This window comes from Streptomyces sp. NBC_00820, assembly GCF_036347055.1.
Lineage (GTDB): Bacteria > Actinomycetota > Actinomycetes > Streptomycetales > Streptomycetaceae > Streptomyces.
In genome coordinates this window covers 3,251,038-3,270,409 of record NZ_CP108882.1, presented here as the reverse complement: position 1 = coordinate 3,270,409, position 19,372 = coordinate 3,251,038, and the positions used below count along the sequence as shown (strand labels likewise).

The following is a 19,372-nucleotide window of genomic DNA, read 5'->3' as shown; positions in this document are numbered from 1 at the left end:
GTCCGGCCTCGTGACGGTACCGGTGGGCGCCCGGCCCCGTGACAGGACGCCGCGCCCCGCGACCCCGGGCAGGATCCGTCAGGCGGCGGCCCTGCAGCTACAGCTGTGCCTGCCCCGCGCCCGTCAGGATCCGCAGGTCGAAGGTCTCGCCCATCTTCCGGAAGCCCGGGTCGCTGGGGTGCAGGTGGTCGCCGGAGTCGTAGTCCGGACGCAGCTGCCGGGGGTCGTAGGGGTCCCGCAGGGCCCGGTCGAAGTCGACGACGGCGTCGTACACGCCACCGCCCCGGATCTCCGCGTTGATCCGCTCGCGCACCGCGTCCCGGGCGGGGGTCCAGCCGCGGTGGCCCCGGAAGGGCATGAGCGTGGTGCCGACGACCTTCAGCCCGCGGGCGTGCGCCTGGCGGACCAGGGTGCGCAGGCCGCCGGTGATCCGGTCGGGGTCGGCGAGCTTCGGGTTGCGCAGGATGTCGTTGATGCCGAGGTCGATGACGACGACCTTGACGTTCGTACGGGAGAGCGCGTCGCGGCCGAAGCGGCCGAGGCCGCTCTGGTTCTCGGCGGGCCGGCCGAGGCCGTCGGCGAGGACCTGGTTGCCGCTGATGCCCTCGTTGACGATGCCGTAGCGGGGCAGGGACTCGCCGCCCTGGACGGCGGTGCGCAGGCGGCCCGCGAGGACGTCGGTCCAGCGGTGGTCGGCGCCGACGGTGGAGGTGATGCCGTCGGTTATGGAGTCGCCGAAGACGACGACCGTGCCGTCGGCCTCGTTGCTCAGCACGTCGAGGGCGCTCACGTAGCGCCAGTAGGGCGTCTGCTGGGTGTAGGGGCTGCCGGTCGCGTCCTCGGTGGCGTCGCCCTCGGCGACGTACGAGATCTGCCGCGCGTGCGGGTGATAGGTGACGGGGCCGGAGGGCGTGGGGGAGTAGGTGGTGATCAGCACGTCCGTGTCGTGCGGGATCGTCAGCCGTACGGCGTCGCTGAGGACCTGCCCGCCGGGCGGTATGACGACGCCGGTGCCGCCGTTGAAGGTGAGGCGCCGCATCGTTTCCGCGGTGGCGACGGGGGTGCCGGCGCCGGCGGCGAGCGCGAGGGAGGCGTGGGTGATGGTCAGCGGGGACTGTCCGTAGAGGTTGGACAGCGTGACGCGGGCGCCGGTCCCGCCGGTGCTCGCGTGGACGACGTTGCGCACCGAGTGCCCGGCCAGCCCGTTGGTCTCGGTGCCCGGCTCGCCGCCGACGGGGGCGGTGGACCAGGACCCGACCCAGGTGCCGGTGGAGGCGGGGGCGGCGGAGGCGTCGCGGTGGGGGCGGTCACCCGCGAGGGTGCTCCGCGCGGTGCCGTCGTCGGCTGCCACGGTGACGTAGATGACGGCGGAAAGAGCCACGACGAGTGCGGCGAGCGTACTCAGCAGGGCATAACCATGGCGCTTGGTCACGCTTGTGTTGTTCTCCTCGGGAGATGGGAGCGTGGGGGCTCCGATCCGATGAACCCATGATGCGTCATAGCCGCGAGCGGGCTGACAGGGCCCTGCCCGAATCCTTCGTCCAGACAGACGCGGGGAACTCGCGTTCCGTTCCGGGAGTCGTCTGGAAGGGACAATGTGTGTGCGGGATCACCGAACGGGTGGAGCGAGATGGAACCGACGGACGAGACGGGCGACACGGGCGAGACGGGCGAGGCGCAGACGAAGGAAGAGGGAGCGCCGGGGGATCCCGGCGGCACCGGTAGCTCTGGCAGCCCAGGTAGCTCCGGTGGCCCAGGCAGCTCCGGCAGCTCCGGGGCCCCGGGGAGCGCCGCGGCGTCCTACCGGACCATGACCGCCTTCACCCCTGCCGACGAGGAGCGCCGGCGAGGGGTCCGGCGCATGAAGCTGACGGCGACCGGGCTGCTGCTGTTCGTGGCGGTGGTGTACGTCCTGGCGAAGTGGGCCTCGCACGAGGGCGCCGGCACCTGGGCGGAGTACGTGGCGGCGGCCGCCGAGGCCGGCATGGTGGGCGCGCTCGCGGACTGGTTCGCGGTGACCGCGCTCTTCCGGCACCCCCTCGGCCTGCCGATCCCGCACACCGCGATCATCCCCACGAAGAAGGACCAGCTGGGGGTCTCGCTGGGTGAGTTCGTCGGAGAGAACTTCCTCTCCGCGGACGTCGTACGACAGCGGCTGCGCTCGGTCGGCATCGGCAGCAGGCTCGGCGCGTGGCTGGCCGAGCCGGAGCACGCCGACCGGGTGACCGCCGAACTGGCGACCGCGCTCAGGGGCGCCCTGACCGTGCTGCGGGACTCGGACGTACAGGCGGTGGTCGGGGAGGCGATCACGCGCCGGGCCGACGCCCAGGAGATCGCACCCGGACTCGGCAAGATGCTGGACAAGGTCGTCGCGGACGGCGGTCACCGGCGGTTCGTGGACCTGGTGGTGACGCGTGCCCACGACTGGCTGGAGCTGCACCGGGACGACGTGATGAACGCCGTGGAGGGCGGTGCGCCGGGCTGGACCCCACGGTTCGTGGACCGGAAGGTCGGCGAGCGTGTCTACCGGGAGCTGCTGCGCTTCGTGGCGGAGACCCGCGACATGCCCTCGCACCCGGCCCGCGGCGCCCTCGACCGCTTCCTCACCGACTTCGCCGTCGACCTGCAGTCCGACGCGGAGACGCGGGCGCGGGTGGAGCGGCTGAAGAGCGAGGTGCTGGGCCGTGGCGAGGTGCAGGATCTGATCGCGTCCGCGTGGACGGCCGTGCGGTCGATGATCGTGGCGGCGGCGGAGGACGAGCGCAGCGAGCTGCGGCTGCGACTGCGGGCCGCTCTGCTCTCGCTCGGCACACGGATGGCGACCGATCCGAAGGTGCAGGAGAAGGTCGACAGCTGGGTGGAGGGCGCGGCCGTCCACGTCGTGACGACCTACCGCAAGGAGATCACGTCTCTGATCACGGAGACCGTGGCCGGCTGGGACGCGGAGCACACCACGCGCAAGATCGAGGCCCACATCGGCCGCGACCTGCAGTTCATCCGGATCAACGGCACGGTGGTGGGGTCGTTGGCGGGGCTGGTGATTTTCGCGGTGTCGCGGGGGGTGGGGGCGTGAGGGGGCTGTGGGGCCGGGGTCGTCCGACGCGCCCGCGGGGGCTGCTTGAGGGGCCGGCCGGGGGCGGGGTTCGAGGCGGCAGCGGGCCGGCTTGGCATCCGTCCGCGCATCCGTCCGCGCATCCGTCGGCGCAGCTGTCCGCGCAGCCGTCCGCGGCCTGACCGGATCCCGGCTGCCAGCTTCCGGATTCCGGCTACCGGATTCCGGCATCGACCGGCTGCCGCGTCCGACCAGCGACTCTCCCGGTGCTCGCGGCTCTCCGCACCCTTCCGAGCAGTTATCGGACCCCTTACGAGTGGTCTGTCAGGGCGTGCCGCGTGGTCTGTTCCGGCGGGACGAGGGCACCCGATATCCGTCCTTCGGAGCGGAGGGAGCCCGAATGAGCGCAGCCGAGAAGCCGAGGCCGGAGACCGGCGGGACCGTTGGGGGTGGGACCGCGCGAGGCGGTGCCTCCGGGAGCGGGGCGACGGGGGCAGGAACCCCTGGAGGCGGGCCACCCGGAGGCGGGACCCCCGGAAGCGGGCCACCGGGAGGCGGGAGCTCCCGGAGCGGGGCCGGCCGGACCAGGACCACCATGGCCACCATCACCACCGACATCCCCGCCCGGCTCGACCGCCTGCCCTGGTCCCGGTGGCACTGGACGATCGTGATCGGTCTGGGGACCGTGTGGATCCTCGACGGCCTGGAGGTCACGGTCGTCGGCAACATCGCCTCCCGCCTGTCCGAGCCGGGCAGCGGCCTGCCGATCTCCTCCCAGCAGGTGACCGGCACCGCGGCCGCGCTGTATGTGGCGGGCGCCTGCTCCGGTGCGCTGTTCTGGGGCCGGCTGACCGACCGCTTCGGGCGGAAGAAACTGTTCATGATCACCCTGGTGGTCTATCTCGCGGCGACGGCTCTCACCGCGCTGTCCACCGAGGTCTGGTGGTTCTTCCTGTTCCGGTTCCTGACCGGGTTCGGCATCGGCGGGGAGTACGCGGCGATCAACTCCGCGATCGACGAGCTGATCCCGTCCGCCTACCGGGGCCGGGTGGACCTGATCATCAACGGCAGCTTCTGGCTGGGCGCCGTCGGCGGCTCGCTGCTGTCGATCGTGGCGCTGAACACCGCCCTGCTGCCCGCGAACATCGGCTGGCGCCTGACCTTCGCCCTCGGCGCCGTACTCGCCCTGGTCATCCTGCTCGTACGACGTCATGTGCCGGAAAGTCCGCGCTGGCTGCTGATCCACGGCAGGGACGAGGAGGCGGGGGAGGTCGTCGACGGGATCGAGCGCCGGATCGAGGAGGAGAAGGGGGAGCCGCTCGCCGAGCCGGCGGGCGTGCTGGAGATCCACCAGCGCAAGAGCATCAGCTTCAGGGAGATCGCGCGTACCGTCTTCGGTCAGTACCGCAAGCGCGCGGTCCTGGGCTTCTCCCTCTTCGTCGGCCAGGCCTTCCTCTACAACGCGATCACCTTCGGCTTCGGCGCGATCCTGACCAAGTTCTTCGACGTACCGGCCGACCGCACGGGCTACTACTTCGCCGTCATCGCGGCCGGCAACTTCTTCGGCCCACTGCTGCTCGGCAAGCTCTTCGACACGGTCGGCCGGAAGGTCATGATCTCCTCGACGTACCTGCTGTCCGGGCTGCTCCTCTTCGGCACCGCATGGCTGTTCGGCCGGGGATCGCTGAACGCGGCCACGCTGACAGCCTGCTGGTGCGTGGTGCTGTTCTTCGCCTCGGCGGGCGCTTCCAGTGCCTACCTCACCGTCTCGGAGATCTTCCCGATGGAGACCCGGGCGATGTCCATCGCCTTCTTCTACGCCCTCGGCACCGCAGCGGGCGGCATCAGCGGCCCCCTCCTCTTCGCCGACCTCACCAGCACCGGCAAGGTCGGCGACACGGTCCTCGCCTTCCAGATCGGCGCGGCCCTGATGTGCGCGGCGGGCCTGGTGGCGGCGCTGCTGGCGGTACACGCCGAACGCCGCTCCCTGGAGGACATCGCGCCTCCGCTGACGGCGAGTTCGGGACGGGAGAGGGCGGCGACCTGAACGGCGCCGCCCCCGCATGCCTCCCCCGTGGCCGGGGGAGGTGTGCCGCCCGGCCTCGTCGGCTTCAGCCGCGGCGGTCGGCGACGACCCAGGAGGCGAGGGCCACGGCGCCCGCGACACCGAAGACGGCCGGCCAGGCGCCGACCTTCTTGGCCAGCGGGTGGGACCCGGCGAACGCGGCGACATACGCGGCGGTCAGCGCACCGGCGGCCTTCCCGCCCGCCTGCCTGCGCCACTGCTGCGCGGCAGCGGCCCCCGCGACGGCCAGCACGGCCCCGCCAAGCTGCCGCTTCTTGGTCCAGCGAGCGACGCCATAACCGCCGACGAGCCCGGTGGCAGCGACCACCGCACTGGGAACCTTGGCCATGGGGGCCTCCTCGGATGTCTTTATCTGTCCTTCTCCGCCCTTTTGGGCTGTGCTGAGGCTAACGCGCGGACTGGAGGGCGGGCCGTACTTGAGTCGAAGGGTGTCAAGTTTCCGGTTCGGCTCGGTCAGACCCGCTCAAGCGGCCGCTGCGGCCCCGCGGGAAGCTCCACCGCTATCCCGTCCCCGGGCCGCACCACGCCTCCCGCCTTCACCACGCCCATGACACCGGCCCGGTACGCAACCCGCCCGTCCTCGCCGCGCCCCACCACCTGCTTCAACAGCCCACGCTGGAAGTTGTCGATCTGAGCACAGGGATTGCGCAGTCCGGTCACCTCGACGACGGCCTCACCCCCGATCCGCAGCAACGCCCCGGTGGGCAGCCCCAGCAGGTCGATCCCCCGAGTGGTGATGTTCTCCCCGAGCTCCCCGGCCGCCACTTGGAACCCGTTCCCGCCGACCTCGTCGAACAGCTCCTCATGGATGAGGTGCACCTGCCGGAGGTTGGGCTGAGTGGGGTCCTGTGCCACCCGAGACCTGTGCTTCACGGTCACCCCGGCATGCACGTCCCCCTTGACTCCGAGCCCGGAGAGGAGGGTGATGCTGTCGCGGTTGGGCTTGGTGAAGGAGTACTCGTCGTTGCTGCTGACGGCAGTGACGGTTGCGATCATTACTGACTCCCTGTTTCGCTCATTCGATCAGGATCCGGGCAGCGCCTAACTCCGTTGATCAGCCGGTCCTTGTGTCCCGAGGTGTGCATGACCAATGCCCTGTCCATGCACTGCCGAATGCCACGGGCTCGGCTACGTCGATGCCCTGCCAAGCCGCGACAGGGTATTGGCTACAAAATTGGTCCACGCCGGGGCTGAAACGGTCAGGCGGAGACCGTCAGGCCGCTTCGAGTCCCGTATGAGGACACCGTGCGGGACCAAGGCTGCCTCCACGCACTCAGTGGCGTTGCCTCCGCTGTACGACGACTTGAACCAGATGGGCCCGGTCATGGGCTGAGGGCCGACAGTCATTCACAGCTCCTTGCGGGCATGGTGGATCAGGTCGGAGGAAGCCTCCATGTCCAACGCTTGTGCTCGCAGGTACTCGAACGCAAGTCTGTATCGCGCGAGCTCCTCTTCCTTCTCAAGGAAGAGCGACCCCGTATGGAAGTCGACGTACACCACATCAAGGGTGGGTTCCGGGCCGCTGATGATGACAAAGCTGCCCAGGGCTGCCGCGTGAGCGCCTTTGGTGAAGGGCAGCACCTGCAACGTGATGTGCGGTGACTCGTTCGCCTCAAGCAGCCGACCGAGCTGCTCCTTCATGATCTGAGGGGACCCGACGAGCCGACGGATGACGGACTCGTCGAGAATCGCCCACAGCCGAAGCGGCTTTGGGCGGGTCAGGATCTCCTGCCGCTTCATGCGGATGTTGACCAGCCGCTCGATCTCCGCTGCCTCAAGGGGTACTTCGTTGGCCTTCTGGAGAGCGGTGCTGTAGTCGCGGGTCTGCAGGAGTCCCGGTACATAGACGCAGGAGAAGTGACTTTCGCCTGCCGCCTCGCTCTCGAGAGTGAGCAGAAGGTTCATGCTCTCTGGGATCGAGTCAGTGAAGGTGCTCCACCATCCCTGTTGGCGTGCGTCCTTTGCGAGTCCGACAACAGCGGTTCTTTCAGCATCAGTTGCTCCGTACTCGCGGCACAGTGCGTCAACGACGATCCACTTGACCGGTCCGGCCTGGGTTTCGTACCGGCTGACCGTGGCCTTCGAGACGCCGACAAGCTGCCCCGCCTCCTCCAGTGTCAGTCCTCGCCGGGCCCGCAACTTGCGCATCATGGCGCCCAGTTGGCGACGACGTGTGGTGGTCCGTTCGGGCATGCGGCTCCTTCGCCGTGTGCCGGGCGGGAGCCCGGAAGATCCCCATCAGGCTATGCAGTTGAGGCGTGAGCCCACCATCAGGTTCACCCGATGGATTCTCGTGAGAAGTTACATGGAGAGATTTCTCTGTGCCATGCTCTCTGGCAGATCGCTACGCAGCGCAGCCGTGCGAGTACGGCAGGTGCAGGCGTGCGTGGCTTGCGAGGGAGGAACGTACATGTCCGGCTGCGAGCTCACCTCACCCCAACTCCGCTGCGTGCTGCCGTTCGAGGCGGCGCCGTCGGAAGTCCGTTTGCTGCGGAGGGCAGCAGCCAAGCAGTTGAACCGGTGGGGCCTTCCTGTTGATGTTGATGAGGCCGCGTTGCTGGTCACGGAGCTCGCGACGAATGTCGTCAAGCACGTCGGCGAAGGCGTTTCCGCGACCCTGGTCCTTGAGTGGAGGGGCGAGCGGCTCCGGCTTGAGGTACACGACAAGAGTCGGAGACTCCCCGAAGTCAAGTCAGTGACGTGCGCTGAAGAGTGCGGGCGCGGCCTGCACTTGCTTACCGCGCTGGCGGCAGATTGGGGGACGGCCCTGACAGCGGTCGGCAAAGCGGTGTGGTGCGAGCTCGAGCTCGGAACGGGACGAGCGTGCCGGCGTCTTGAGCGCGCCGCGGAGGCGCTTGAGAGTTATCAGGGCAACGTGGCCGGCCGCTCGGGCGCCAGCAGCGGGGCAGCTCTCGAAGAATCCGCGGTCGAGCTGATCGCCGACCTTCTTCACTGGACCACCGCGCGTGGTCATGACCCGGACGACATCCTTGACCGTGCCCAGATGCGCTATGAGGCCGAGGCGGATGCGGCGTAGAAGTGGAAAGGTCATGCTCGGGAGCAGGTTGGAGATCACCGGCGCAGCAGGGACATGGTTCCCGCGCCCGGTGACCGCCACAGCCGCTGCGGGCCGACCGCCAATCGCGGAGTCCTGCACCGGCAGCTGTTCGAGTGGAAGACTGCGCGGGGGCGAGGAGGACCGCAAGGCCGGCGAGGGTGCGAACCTCGCCGGCTTTGCGCGAGCGCGTGATCGGGTTCTCCGCGCAGCTCGCCACGGGCATTGCGGCGGTCGAGGCTGGCAGCCAATGGGACCAGGTAAGTGGCCCCTCCCGGTCATCCTGACCTTGGCTGCCTGACGTGTCCGCTAGTGCCCCTCTTCCGTGGATCGCTTGAGGGGCGCTGTCGGTAGTGGGAAGCTCTCCCCGGGTGATTCCATGCAAAACCGTGCAAGCGACTCGAAGGAGAAGCGCTCATGGTTCTACGGTTCGTCGGTATCGACCCCAACACGGGCGGCGGGAACTGCCCGGCTGTGTGGGTCGATGACGAGAAGCAGGAGATCGTCTTCCAGGGCTGGAAGCCGGACGAAGTGACGGCAGAACGCTGCGCTCAGGACAGCCCCCTGCCCGAGACGGAAGGTATCGTCCGGCTCCCGTACCGCATGGCCGAGATCATCAGGAAGGCACTCGATGACGCCGCTGAAGGTTCCTAGCTTCGAGGAACTACTTGACTCCGCCAGCGTGTCAGCTCTCCACCTGGAGATGCGCGACACCTACGCCGTAACTGAAGAGGCAGAGGATGTGGCCCTCTGGCGGTCTGGGGCATGGGTCCTGGAGGACGGCCGCCGCACCCTCGCCGACTGGCTCGCTCTCGTCGAGCGCACTGTGGCCCGAGGTGTGGTGGTGCGCCGCGCACGCATCGTGTCCGAACCTGTTACCGAGTACATCCGGTACGAGCACGCCCTCACCCCCTTGAATCTCGAAGCCGGTGAGGACGTGCGCTGGCTCCCTCGACGCCAGGCCCTCGGTATCGCGGTGCCGGCGAACGACTTCTGGCTCATCGACGGTCGGACCGTGCGTTTCAACCACTTCACGGGCGAGGGCGAGGCGGCCGAACCCGAGATGAGCGAAGACCCCGCCATCGCGGCCCTGTGTGCTTCGGCCTTCGGTGACGTGTGGAAGCGAGCACTCGAACACCACGAGTTCAAGGTCTGACTGAGCGCCTCGCGAACGCAGATCCATGCCCAGGCCCCAGCTGTCCAGCGAGCAGGATGCCCGCAAAGCCATAGCTGACCGACTCGGGGAGCTGCGCCGAGACGCCAACTTGACGGGTTCGGCCCTTGCGCGGCGCTGTGGCTGGAGCCCATCCAAGGTGTCCCGGATCGAAGCCAACCGCACCCGCCCGTCCGATGCGGATCTCCGAGCCTGGACTCAAGCGTGCAACGCGAGCGACCAGGCCGTCGACCTGATCGCCGCGTCGCGCACCGCGGATTCGATGTACCGGGAATGGAAGCGCGTTCACCAGGACGGCCTCAAGCGCCGGCAGGCAGACGACGTACCGCTCTATCAGCGCACCCGGCACACGCGTGTGTACGTGTCGAACGTCGTCCCCGGCCTGCTCCAGACGCAGCCGTACGCCGAGGCCCTGATGTCGGCCATTGCGGACTTCGAAGAGGTGCACAACGACGCCACCGAGGCGGCGACGGCCCGAGTTCAGCGCTCCCAAGTGCTGTACGACGGAAGCCGGCGGTTCGCCTTCATCCTCGAAGAGGACGTGTTGCACTTCCCCTTCGGCGGGGCCGAGACCATGGCCGGACAGCTCGGCGCGATCCTGGCCGCGATGTCCCTGCCCAACGTCTCGATCGGGATCATCCCTCGCGGAACCCCTCGCCGGATGTGGACGCTCGAAGGGTTCCTGATCTTTGGCGTCGAAGAGGTGCAGGTCGAGACCCTCTCTGCGGACATCGCTATCTCCCGCCCGAGCGAGATCAAGACTTACCTCCGTGCCTTCGAGCGCCTCGCGAGCATGGCCGTATACGGCGCCAACGCACGGCAACTGATCCTCTCCGCAGCTCCTCACGCAGAGTGAGATTCTGCAAAAGCGTGCAACATCGTGGCCTCTGAACGACCCGCCTTCGTAGCGTTGTTGGCGTATCACCGACCGCTACCGGCACGGCCAAGAGGGGTCCATGATGACGCAACTGGCGAGAGCGGGAACGGGCACTGTGCACCCCCTGGACGACGTGCCTCTGGACGTAGAAACGATCTCCGCGACCACAGACGCGGCGCTCTGTCACCAGATGTCGACCACCACACGCCAGCAGATCGACGACTTGCTTCCGCGTCTGGTCGACCATCTGAATGGCCTGCTCGCAGGAGAACTTGGGGCCGACGAAGACGACTGCGTCCGGGCCGAGTTCAGGGAGGCATACAAGCTCCTCGACATGCAGAACCGCCCCACCGCGAGCACGCCCACCTTCGGTGCGTTCATCTACATGCGCGACGTGGCCAGCCTCACCCGCCGGTTCCTGTGGCTCTACGCCCGAAGGAGCGGGCTCGATGCCCCATACGCCCCAGAACACAGCAGCTTGTTTACGTCTTGGTGTTTCCCTCCCTGATGGCCACGCTGGCGGCCTGCATCCTCGACGATCCGACGCCCCAGCACTGCTGCCTTCTCGGGTGGCGTCAGTGGGCCTTGCCGGCCCCGTGATCCGCGCCGCCTCGGCGGTGGGCGTCGCATACGGCCGGTTCGTGGGGCTCTGCTGACGTCCGCTGTCATGGCCACTAGCCCCCCGTCCTTGCCCTTCGCGCGTCAGGTTCCCCCAGCCACTCGGCAGGTTGCGGCGGGGACGGGGCCAACAACTCGAAGCATCTCAAGGGAGAGCAGCAATGGGCTACTTACAGCCCGAAGAAGCCGATACTGCCGCGCGTCTGGCGGCCTCCGTCGAGCGTGCGCAACACTGGCGCAGCCTCGTGGTTAGCCCCTTCCTCGACGGCTATGTCGTCGTTCGGCCGGGTAGCCAGGTTGCGCTTCGCATCCCGACCGACCACTATGCCGCGCTCGCCACGGCCGCCGAGACACAGGAGCCGGCGCCGGCCTGGCTGCGGGCCGCCGTCCGTGAGCGTTGGGGCCTGGAGATGCCGACTGGCCCGCTCGCCGGGGCCGCCATCATCCGCGCGGCGTCGGACTACGGCTTCAGCAGGGCTAGTTGGGAGATCAACCTCGGCTGCAACTTCGACTGCCCGCACTGCTACCTCGCGGCGAAGGAGTTCGACGGCCTGTCGTGGGAGCAGAAGGTTCAGCTCCTCGACATCATGCGGGACGCGGGCGTCCTGTGGCTCCAGATCACGGGCGGCGAGCCGACCATCGACCGCGACTTCCCCGGCGCCTACCGGTACGCCTACAGCCAAGGCATGATGCTCACCGTCTCCACGAACGCGTCCCGGCTGTGGCATCGCGACATCTTGGCCCTGTTCCGCGACTGCCCGCCGTACCGGCTCGTCGTCAGCATGTACGGCGCCACCGAGGAGACCTTCGACCAGTTCACGCGGCGCCGGGGAGCGTGGAAGTCGTTCAAGCGCGGTATCGACGCGGGCCGCGCCGCCGGGCTCCCCCTCCGCCTGAACCTGATCGTCACGAACGAGACGGCTCACGAGGCCGACCGCATGGCGGCGCTGGCCGAGGAGTGGGGCATCCCGCACCACGCCTACACGAACATGACGCCCACCATCTATGGCGGCCCCGAGAGCCTTCTTGCCCAGTCCACCGAGCACCTGCGCGAGCGCAGGCCGTTCGCCGGCTGCAATGCCGGGGTCACGTTCTTCCATGCTGACCCGCACGGCCGGGTCAGCATCTGCAAGGTCGGTCGCGACGATCAGATCGACCTCATGTCCGAGGGCGTCGAGGGCCTGCGCCGCTTGCCCGGCATCTCGGACAAGCTCATGCTTCGCACCGGGGGCTGTGAGGGGTGTGCGCTGTCCGGCACCTGCCGGGTGTGCCGCCCGCTCGCGAAGCAGTTCCAGGAGGCGAAGGCACCACTCGGTAACTACTGCCAGCACGCCGAATCGAAGAAGAAGGCGAGCGTATGAGCCCCGTACCTGTGACCATCGGCCGCAAGCCGCCGGCCATCCGTCCTGAGCTTCCGGCCGCGATCGTCGAGACCGCGACCGTCGTGCCGGTCGACGATGTCGATGACCTGCTCGAAGGCGTCGCCTGCTCGTGCAACGGGAGCGACGACAACCCCCACTGACCTGCACTGATCAGTTTCGGTCGGGCCCTGGTGCACTTCGCGCCGGGGCCCGTTCCGTGTGCCCGTCGCGGGTAGGGTGCGGACATGCGATTCCGCTGGGACTGGCTTCGTCCAGTGGTGCCGGTGCCGTTCGTGCCAACTATCGGACCCGTACACCCCTCCGTGCTCACGGAGGACGTATTCGCCGACACTCTCACCGCCGCCTCGACCGACCGGCTCTTCCTCCGGTATGACAAGGACATCCGCTGGTCCGATAGCAAAGACGAGGCGGTCCTCGTCGAGGACATTGTTCATCGGCCCCGCATGACGCTGATCCCCACCCTGTCCCGACGGGGTGGCGGAACGGTCAAGGTCCACGCCTACGGCGTGACTGACGAAACCGCCCTTGCAGCCTCCGAGTTGGCGCAGAAGCTCTGCGCCGTCCAGGACGCGAGGAAGGGGCGCGTCGTCCGCTTCCTCGGCCCGGAGGTGCCCGCCGGGCGAGGCGCCCGCGTGCAGCTCAAGGACTTCCGGGCGGCCCCCTGCCCGGCGCTTGAGGGGCCGGTGCACCCCTTCGGCGAGTGGCCGCGAGGAGTGCGGGACACTTTCGCCGACTTTGCCCGCGAGATGGCCGCTGACGGCTTCGCGTTCCTCTACGAGCAGATGCGGGCGGGGAAGGTCGGGCCTGTCCTGACCGCAGTGGTGGGTGACAGGGTGGCTGGCGCCATCGGCCCCATGGAGATCCGACCCGACGCCATCGGGGCGGCGCAGCTCATGCCGCAATACTTCGGTGTTCTGCCCACTCACCGCGGCTTGGGCCTTGGGCGCCTGCTCTGGCGAGCCGCGATGCACTGGGGGCAGTCCAGCGGGGCGACGTACCAGCTCCTTCAGACTGAGGTGGGCGGCCCTTCAGACCGCCTGTGCCGGTCCGAAGGGCTCACGTCGCTCGGCTTCGTCTACTCCCAGGCTGTCCAGCTAGGCAGATGACGTGGGCGAGTCGCCGTGACGCGTCACCCAGCTACGACCGCCGAGTACGTCCAGATGTCCGCCGGGATCTCGTGCTTCAGCTCCCATTTGATCGCCATCGGCTTGCTTCCGGTGTGATCCACGTACTCGGCCGGCCCGAGCAGCATCCAAGGCTGCGCGCCGCCGGTGTCCGTGCTCTTGTACCGGCGAACCAGAGCAGCATATGGCTGCCTTCCGCAACGTGATGCTGATAGCGCAGCCCAGTGGGAGAGGTCTCCGAAGTCTGGTTCTGAGACTCCAGGACGACGGCGAGCTAAGCCCACGTAGGACGTTACCCAACCGAGGCGTCTTGGTTCACACGGTCGACTACGGTCGTTGCCTCGACGCATGATGACGACGTCCGGAAGTTCCCTGTGAGTGGGCGTTCAACCGAAAAGGCAGTTCATGGTCAGCGAGTGGCAGTTCGAGGTCCCCACGGCCGGCAGCAAGCGCCTGCCTCCTGACGGGCGCTACATGGAAGCGCTCAGCAGCCAGGGGTACGGGTTCGACGCGGCCATAGCCGACTTGGTGGACAACTCCATCGATGCCGGCGCCGAGAACGTCGTCATTCATTTCCTGCGGGACGGCGACCGTCTCGTCAGCCTGGTGATCGTCGACGACGGCAAAGGCATGGACGAGGAGGAGCTCGACATCGCGATGACCGTGGGTGGCCGCCGCGGCTACGACAAGAGATCCCTGGGCATGTTCGGTACCGGTCTGAAGTCCGCGTCGCTCAGTCACGCCGACTCCGTGACCGTGGTGAGCCGCACCAAGCGGACCCGTCCCGTCGGGCGGCGCTGGCTTATGGAACACGCCAAGCAGGGCTTCCAGTGCGACATCATCGACCCCGATTTCGCCCAGGATTTCGTCGACTTCTATCAGGGGCGTCCGATCGGGTTTCAGGGCACCGTCGTCCGCTGGGACGGCGTCAAGGACTTCCCCAAGCACGGTGGCGGCGGCCAGACCGACCGCTATCTGCACCGCACCGTCAACAAGTTGGGCCTTCACCTGGGGCTGTGCCTGCACCGTTTCCTAGCGCGAGACGACTTCCACATCACCATCTCGGTCCAGGACGTCCGGACCGGCGTCGAGTACGCGAATTACGGTGTGGAGGCGCTCGATCCCTTCGGATACCCGGTTCCGGGAGACTCCACCTATCCGAGCACGTTCACCGCGGACGTCCCCGCGTTGGGGCCGGTGTCCCTCCGCGCCCACATCTGGCCTCCGCGTTCGTCGCTCGACGAGTACAAAGCCTTCGGAGCGGTCGTCGAGAAGGAGGGGTTCTACTTCTACCGCAATGATCGACTGGTGCAGGCAGGCGGCTGGAACAACTTCCGTCAGCCGGAGCAGCACCTTGCCCTGGCGCGTGTGGCCGTCGATCTGCCGGATGATCCCGAAGGCAACGTATTCCGGCTCACCGTGAAGAAGGAGGGAGTCCAGGCCTCCCCGGAGTTCGTCTCCGTCCTCGACGGTGCCGAGGACGACCTGGGACGCACGTTCGCCGGTTACCTCTCGGACGCCGAGCGCGTGTATCGAGAGGCGAGGAAGCGCGCCGGTGTCACGCGAAGGGCTGTCGTTCCTCCGGGGCGAGGCATGGACCCGCAGGTCCGCCAGGTGGTAGAGGAGGAACTGCCGTTGCTGGACCACGAGGAGCCGTTGCAGTTCCGGTGGCAGAAACTGCCCAACGACCGGTTCTTCGAAGTCGACCAGGAAGCTCATGTGCTCCTGCTCAATCAGCACTATCGTGCCGCCCTGCTCGGCGGCCGTAACGACGGGCCGAACGACGCCCCGATGGTGAAGTCCCTGATGTATCTGCTGATGCAGGATGCGTTCCAGCGCGAACGCATGGGAAGCCGTCTCAAGGACAACATCGAGCTGTGGCAGTCCGTCCTGGTCGCCGCCGCACGCTCCGAGCTCGATCGGATGGCCGACTGATGGGCGTACCGCTGGACGGGGCGACGGGATCCTCGGACGAGAACCTCACCTCGCCGGAACCGCAGGCGATCGAATTGCCGTGGACCACGGTGGAGCACTACCTCGGACGCGGACTCGGTGCGAGTTACCGGCTTTCGACGCGCGACCAACCCCTGGTGTCCTACGAGATATCGGACGGTGGCCAGGGCATAGCCCTGCATGTCGAACTGGCGGGCAAGCACCGTGTGCCGCACTCGCCGCCGGCAGCCGTCCGTGTCGACCGGATACTCCACGGGGGCCGACGCATGGCTCGTATCACGACTCGGGACCCGGAATTGCTCCGGGACTTCCACGACCTCCTGCTGGCCGTGGCTGATCGCATCGTCGTCGACGGCAAGGACTTCAAGCGTGCCTTCGACGACACGGTGCACGGCTGGAGCGCGCTCCTCGGCCGACCTCGTGGTCTGTCGCCCGACAAGCGCCTGGGCCTCCACGGCGAACTCGCCGTACTGGTGAGAGTGGCCGATGCCATCGGGTGGCAGTCCGCACTCGATGCCTGGGTGGGGCCGAACGGCGAAGAGCACGATTTCGCCTTCGAATCGGCCGACCTGGAGGTCAAGACCACCGCGTCGGAGCGGCGCAGGCACACTATCCACGGTCTCGGACAGTTGACGGAAACGCCTGGGCGGTCGCTTTGGCTCGCTTCGTTCCGGTTGACCCGTGGCGGCGCCGGGGGCCGAACGCTGACGGACTCGGTGTCGGCTGCCCGCGACGCGGCTGCCGCCGAGGGTATTTCCCTGCGCAGGCGTCTGGACGGGCTCCTCACCGCCGCGGGTTGGGACCCCGACCAGCCGGACGACGAGCGTTGGACGCCACGTGACAGCCCCCTGGTGCTCCGAGCGACCGACGTGCCACGTCTCACCGCCGACGATCTGCCCGCCGGCGCGGCCGGGAGGATAGACAGGGTCACCTACGTCGTTGACGTCACCGACCTTCCGTCCGTCACCGAACCACCAGCTTCTGTCGACCTGTCCGACCTGCCGCTGCCCTGACCGGATTTCGCCTTTCCACTCATCGACGATTCCCCCCCCGGTACCCCGAGGAAGACCATGACCAACAGCCCCAACGACGAGATCCTTCTGCAACTGCTCAACGCGGCTCTGGCGGACATGCACACCAGCCGTCCCAAGAAGTTGGTGCGCGCGCTGGAGTACCAGGCGGAGAGCCTGTCCCCGGAAGCCGAGGAACTGGCGAGTGAAGACGTTCTGCGAGCCGCGCTCGAGCGCTCTCATCCGACCGATCCTCTGGTCGAGGTGTGGCGCCGGAAGCTGACGGATTGGGACTTCCTGCCGGGGCCGGGTTGGTCGGACACCACCGAGCGGACCCAGGAGCGTCGTGACGACGTCTACGGCCTGCTCGGCCTCTCCGAGGAGACGCGCAAGCTGCTGGACAGTCTCGTGCCCGTCTCGCACGTCGAGGCCCCCGTGGTCATCAGCGACGAGTTCGTTCCCTGGTACACCCCGCAGTCTCTCCAGGGACGCCCCTGGTACTGGCCCGCGTACCGTTCCTACCTGGAGGGAAAGGGGTGGGTACCGGAAGCCGTGGCCAGCGTCGACGTCGCAACCGACGCGGTCGTCGAGCGCTTGGCGGATCCGACCCAGTCGTCGGCCTATCAATCCAAGGGACTGGTCGTCGGCTACGTGCAGTCGGGTAAGACCGCCAACTTCGCGGGTGTCATCGCCAAGGCGGTCGACGCCGGTTACCGACTGGTCATCGTCCTTGGCGGCACCCTCAACATGCTGCGCGCGCAAACCCAACGACGCCTCGACATGGAGCTGGTCGGCCGGGAGAACATCCTGCGTGGTGCCCCCGAATACGAATCCGACTACGCCAACGACCCGGCCTGGATCCAAGGTAAGTTCACGAGTTTCGGCGACCTTCCCTCCGCCCGCGGCGCGTTCGACATCGTGCGCCTCACCACCCGTGACGACGACTACAAGAGCCTTCTCCAGGGCATCACCGCGCTCGAATTCGAGAAGCAGGAGCCGGCACTCCCGCTCTACGACATGCGCAACCTGCACCGTTCGTCGGCGCGTCTCATGGTGGTCAAGAAGCACAAGACCGTGCTGGGAAAGCTGGTGAAGGATCTCAAGAAGATCAAGACGCCGCTCTCCGAGATTCCCGTCCTGATCATCGATGACGAGTCCGACGAGGCATCGGTCAACACGTCCAACCTCACCAAGCCCGACGCCGAGCGCAGCGCCATCAACCTGAAGATCTCGGAGCTGCTCCAGCTCTTGCCGCGTGCCCAGTACGTCGGTTACACGGCCACTCCGTACGCCAACGTATTCGTCGATCCCAGCAACGCCGAGGACATCTTCCCCAAAGACTTCATCGTCTCGTTGCCCCGCCCCGACGGCTACATGGGAGCCCGCGACTTCCACGACCTCGACTCGGCCGTCCCGGAGGAGGAGCGTACCGTCGCCAACTCCAACGAACTCGCTCACGTTCGCAACATCACCGTGCACGACGAAAACGGGGACGACGACTTCTGCCTCCAGCAGGCCATGGACATGTTCGTCCTCACGGCGGCGATGAAGCTGTACCGAGAGGACCGCGGAGGTCTGGGGGATCGGTATTTCCAGCATCACACCATGCTCATTCACGAGTCGGTACGCACCGAGGTGCACCGGGAACTCCTGAGCAAGGTGACCGGGATGTGGTGGAACGCGGGATACATGGGGCCGACGGGGCATCAGCGCCTGCGCGAGCTCTTCGAAAAGGACCTCGCCCCCGTGTCGGCCGTCCGCGCCGACGGCCACGCCGTGCCGCCTTCGTACGACGAACTCGCTCCATACGTGGGGCCTGCCGTCACCCGTATCGGCGGTGACGACAACCCCATCATCGTCGTCAACGGCGACAAGGACATCGAGACGGGCGAAGCCGATTTCGACAAGCGCTCCATCTGGAAGATCCTCATAGGCGGGCAGAAACTTGCACGTGGTTTCACCGTCGAAGGGCTGACCGTCTCGTATTTCCGTCGTCGAGCGGGCAATGCCTCCACGCTCATGCAGATGGGCCGTTGGTTCGGCTTCCGGGAGGGCTACCGGGACCTCGTACGCCTGTTTCTCGGCCGTGCCGAGACGATGGGAGCCAAGGAGATCGACCTGTATGCCGGTTTCGAGGCGATCTGTCTGGATGAAGAGACGTTCCGCACGGAACTGAAGCAGTACGCGACGATGATCGATGGCAAGCCCCAGGTCACTCCCGATCAGGTGCCACCGCTGGTCTCTCAGCACCTGCCGTGGCTCAAGCCGACCAGCCCGAACAAGATGTACAACGCACGACTGGTCGAGCTGCGCTCTCCGGGCGAGTGGCAAGAGCCCACGGCCTATCCGGCCAAGGCTACCGACGTGCGGTTCAACACCAACCTCTGGACCCCTGTTCTGGAAGCCTTGTCACCCACCCCCGCATCGCTTGCGTACCACTTCCCCGCCGAAGGGTCGCGCGAGGCCGTCACTCATCGATTCGACGCCTTCATCGGGCGGCTCGGCACGACGGAATTCCTCGATCTGATTCGCGATGTGCGCTGGGGGGCGCCCTCTCAGTTCGAGCCGCATCTGGCCTACCTGGCCGAGATCAACGAGGGCGGCTCGCCGGACGTCGACGACTGGCTGGTCATCGCCCCCCAGCACACGAAGCGCGGCCAGCGTCTCGCCCTGGGGGCCGGCAACCGTTCCTTCGCGTGGTTCGGGCGCGATCGGCGACGAGATCCTCTCTTCGGTGCGATCAGCGAGCCCAAGCACCGTGCGGTGCCGCTCCGCATCGCGGGGAGTCTCGCGGATTCGGGCGACAGCGGCACGGAGAATCTCGTCGCTCCCCGCCGCGGCGTCGTGATCGTGTACCCCGTGGTCGAATCGAAGCATCGGGGCGCCATCGCCGAGGACGGACGCCTCGATCCGGAGAAGATCACCATGGCCTTCTCTTTCGTCGCCCCTTCCACGGCCCGCCGTGCCGACGGTCGTGTCGTGCGCTTCACGACGATCGACTCGGCCAAGGAGGGGCAAGCGATCATCGACGCTCGCTGATC

At 67.5% G+C, this 19,372-nt stretch carries 18 protein-coding genes and 1 pseudogene; 13 read left to right on the top strand and 6 right to left on the bottom strand.

Features of this window, described 5'->3' with window-relative positions:
• Positions 1-97: 97 nt before the first annotated feature.
• Entirely contained in the window at positions 98-1,432 is a 1,335-nt protein-coding gene (locus OIB37_RS14845; RefSeq protein ID WP_330458068.1) for an SGNH/GDSL hydrolase family protein, read from the bottom strand.
• A 198-nt stretch (positions 1,433-1,630) separates the two neighbouring features.
• Between OIB37_RS14845 and OIB37_RS14840 the strand changes: the two genes are divergently transcribed.
• Together OIB37_RS14840 and OIB37_RS14835 are read left to right on the top strand one after the other, a co-directional pair.
• Entirely contained in the window at positions 1,631-3,073 is a 1,443-nt protein-coding gene (locus tag OIB37_RS14840; RefSeq protein ID WP_443058152.1) for a DUF445 domain-containing protein, read from the top strand.
• Between the two features lie 574 nt (positions 3,074-3,647).
• Complete coding sequence (locus OIB37_RS14835; RefSeq protein WP_330458066.1) at positions 3,648-5,099, top strand: MFS transporter; 1,452 nt, start codon at positions 3,648-3,650, stop codon at positions 5,097-5,099.
• A gap of 64 nt (positions 5,100-5,163) precedes the next feature.
• Here the strand turns inward: OIB37_RS14835 and OIB37_RS14830 are convergent, their stop codons facing one another.
• The 4 genes from OIB37_RS14830 to OIB37_RS14815 form a co-directional block, all read right to left on the bottom strand.
• Positions 5,164-5,466 carry a hypothetical protein gene (locus OIB37_RS14830; protein WP_330458065.1) on the bottom strand — a complete coding sequence of 101 codons (303 nt, stop codon included), beginning with the start codon at positions 5,464-5,466 and terminating at the stop codon, positions 5,164-5,166.
• A gap of 125 nt (positions 5,467-5,591) precedes the next feature.
• Positions 5,592-6,134, bottom strand: a complete 543-nt coding sequence (locus tag OIB37_RS14825) for an MOSC domain-containing protein (protein WP_330458064.1) — start codon at positions 6,132-6,134, stop codon at positions 5,592-5,594.
• A 132-nt stretch (positions 6,135-6,266) separates the two neighbouring features.
• Positions 6,267-6,464 carry a DUF397 domain-containing protein gene (locus tag OIB37_RS14820; protein WP_443058270.1) on the bottom strand — a complete coding sequence of 66 codons (198 nt, stop codon included), beginning with the start codon at positions 6,462-6,464 and terminating at the stop codon, positions 6,267-6,269.
• Positions 6,465-6,485: 21 nt separating this feature from the next.
• Positions 6,486-7,331, bottom strand: coding sequence for a helix-turn-helix domain-containing protein (locus OIB37_RS14815; protein WP_330458062.1), 846 nt, complete (start codon positions 7,329-7,331; stop codon positions 6,486-6,488).
• A gap of 217 nt (positions 7,332-7,548) precedes the next feature.
• On the opposite strand from OIB37_RS14815, the gene OIB37_RS14810 reads away from it, so the two are divergent.
• From OIB37_RS14810 to OIB37_RS14775, 8 genes are all read left to right on the top strand, one after another.
• Positions 7,549-8,175, top strand: coding sequence for an ATP-binding protein (locus OIB37_RS14810; RefSeq protein WP_330458061.1), 627 nt, complete (start codon positions 7,549-7,551; stop codon positions 8,173-8,175).
• A 435-nt stretch (positions 8,176-8,610) separates the two neighbouring features.
• Positions 8,611-8,847, top strand: coding sequence for a hypothetical protein (locus tag OIB37_RS14805; RefSeq protein WP_330458060.1), 237 nt, complete (start codon positions 8,611-8,613; stop codon positions 8,845-8,847).
• Positions 8,825-9,349 (top strand): DUF6879 family protein, encoded by a 525-nt coding sequence (locus tag OIB37_RS14800; protein WP_330458059.1) that lies wholly within the window; start codon positions 8,825-8,827, stop codon positions 9,347-9,349. The genes OIB37_RS14805 and OIB37_RS14800 overlap by 23 nt, the downstream gene beginning before the upstream one ends.
• 25 nt (positions 9,350-9,374) lie before the next feature.
• Positions 9,375-10,223 (top strand): helix-turn-helix domain-containing protein, encoded by an 849-nt coding sequence (locus OIB37_RS14795; protein WP_330458058.1) that lies wholly within the window; start codon positions 9,375-9,377, stop codon positions 10,221-10,223.
• 100 nt (positions 10,224-10,323) lie between these two features.
• On the top strand, positions 10,324-10,752 hold the full coding sequence (locus OIB37_RS14790; RefSeq protein ID WP_330458057.1) for a hypothetical protein: 429 nt from the start codon (positions 10,324-10,326) through the stop codon (positions 10,750-10,752).
• A gap of 271 nt (positions 10,753-11,023) precedes the next feature.
• Complete coding sequence (locus OIB37_RS14785) at positions 11,024-12,223, top strand: radical SAM protein (RefSeq protein ID WP_330458056.1); 1,200 nt, start codon at positions 11,024-11,026, stop codon at positions 12,221-12,223.
• On the top strand, positions 12,220-12,384 hold the full coding sequence (locus OIB37_RS14780) for a hypothetical protein (protein ID WP_330458055.1): 165 nt from the start codon (positions 12,220-12,222) through the stop codon (positions 12,382-12,384). Before OIB37_RS14785 ends, OIB37_RS14780 begins: the two co-directional genes overlap by 4 nt.
• Before the next feature lie 84 nt (positions 12,385-12,468).
• On the top strand, positions 12,469-13,350 hold the full coding sequence (locus OIB37_RS14775; protein WP_330458054.1) for a GNAT family N-acetyltransferase: 882 nt from the start codon (positions 12,469-12,471) through the stop codon (positions 13,348-13,350).
• A 23-nt stretch (positions 13,351-13,373) separates the two neighbouring features.
• On the opposite strand, the pseudogene OIB37_RS14770 reads toward OIB37_RS14775, so the two are convergent.
• A pseudogene (locus OIB37_RS14770) lies at positions 13,374-13,627 on the bottom strand (DUF3427 domain-containing protein); the annotation flags it as partial.
• 146 nt (positions 13,628-13,773) lie between these two features.
• On the opposite strand from OIB37_RS14770, the gene OIB37_RS14765 reads away from it, so the two are divergent.
• From OIB37_RS14765 to OIB37_RS14755, 3 genes are read left to right on the top strand one after another with little or no spacing between them, the layout of a single operon-like run.
• Positions 13,774-15,303, top strand: a complete 1,530-nt coding sequence (locus OIB37_RS14765) for an ATP-binding protein (RefSeq protein ID WP_330458053.1) — start codon at positions 13,774-13,776, stop codon at positions 15,301-15,303.
• On the top strand, positions 15,303-16,334 hold the full coding sequence (locus OIB37_RS14760) for a PD-(D/E)XK motif protein (protein ID WP_330458052.1): 1,032 nt from the start codon (positions 15,303-15,305) through the stop codon (positions 16,332-16,334). The genes OIB37_RS14765 and OIB37_RS14760 overlap by 1 nt, the downstream gene beginning before the upstream one ends.
• Before the next feature lie 57 nt (positions 16,335-16,391).
• Entirely contained in the window at positions 16,392-19,370 is a 2,979-nt protein-coding gene (locus OIB37_RS14755; protein WP_330458051.1) for a Z1 domain-containing protein, read from the top strand.
• Positions 19,371-19,372: the final 2 nt, after the last annotated feature.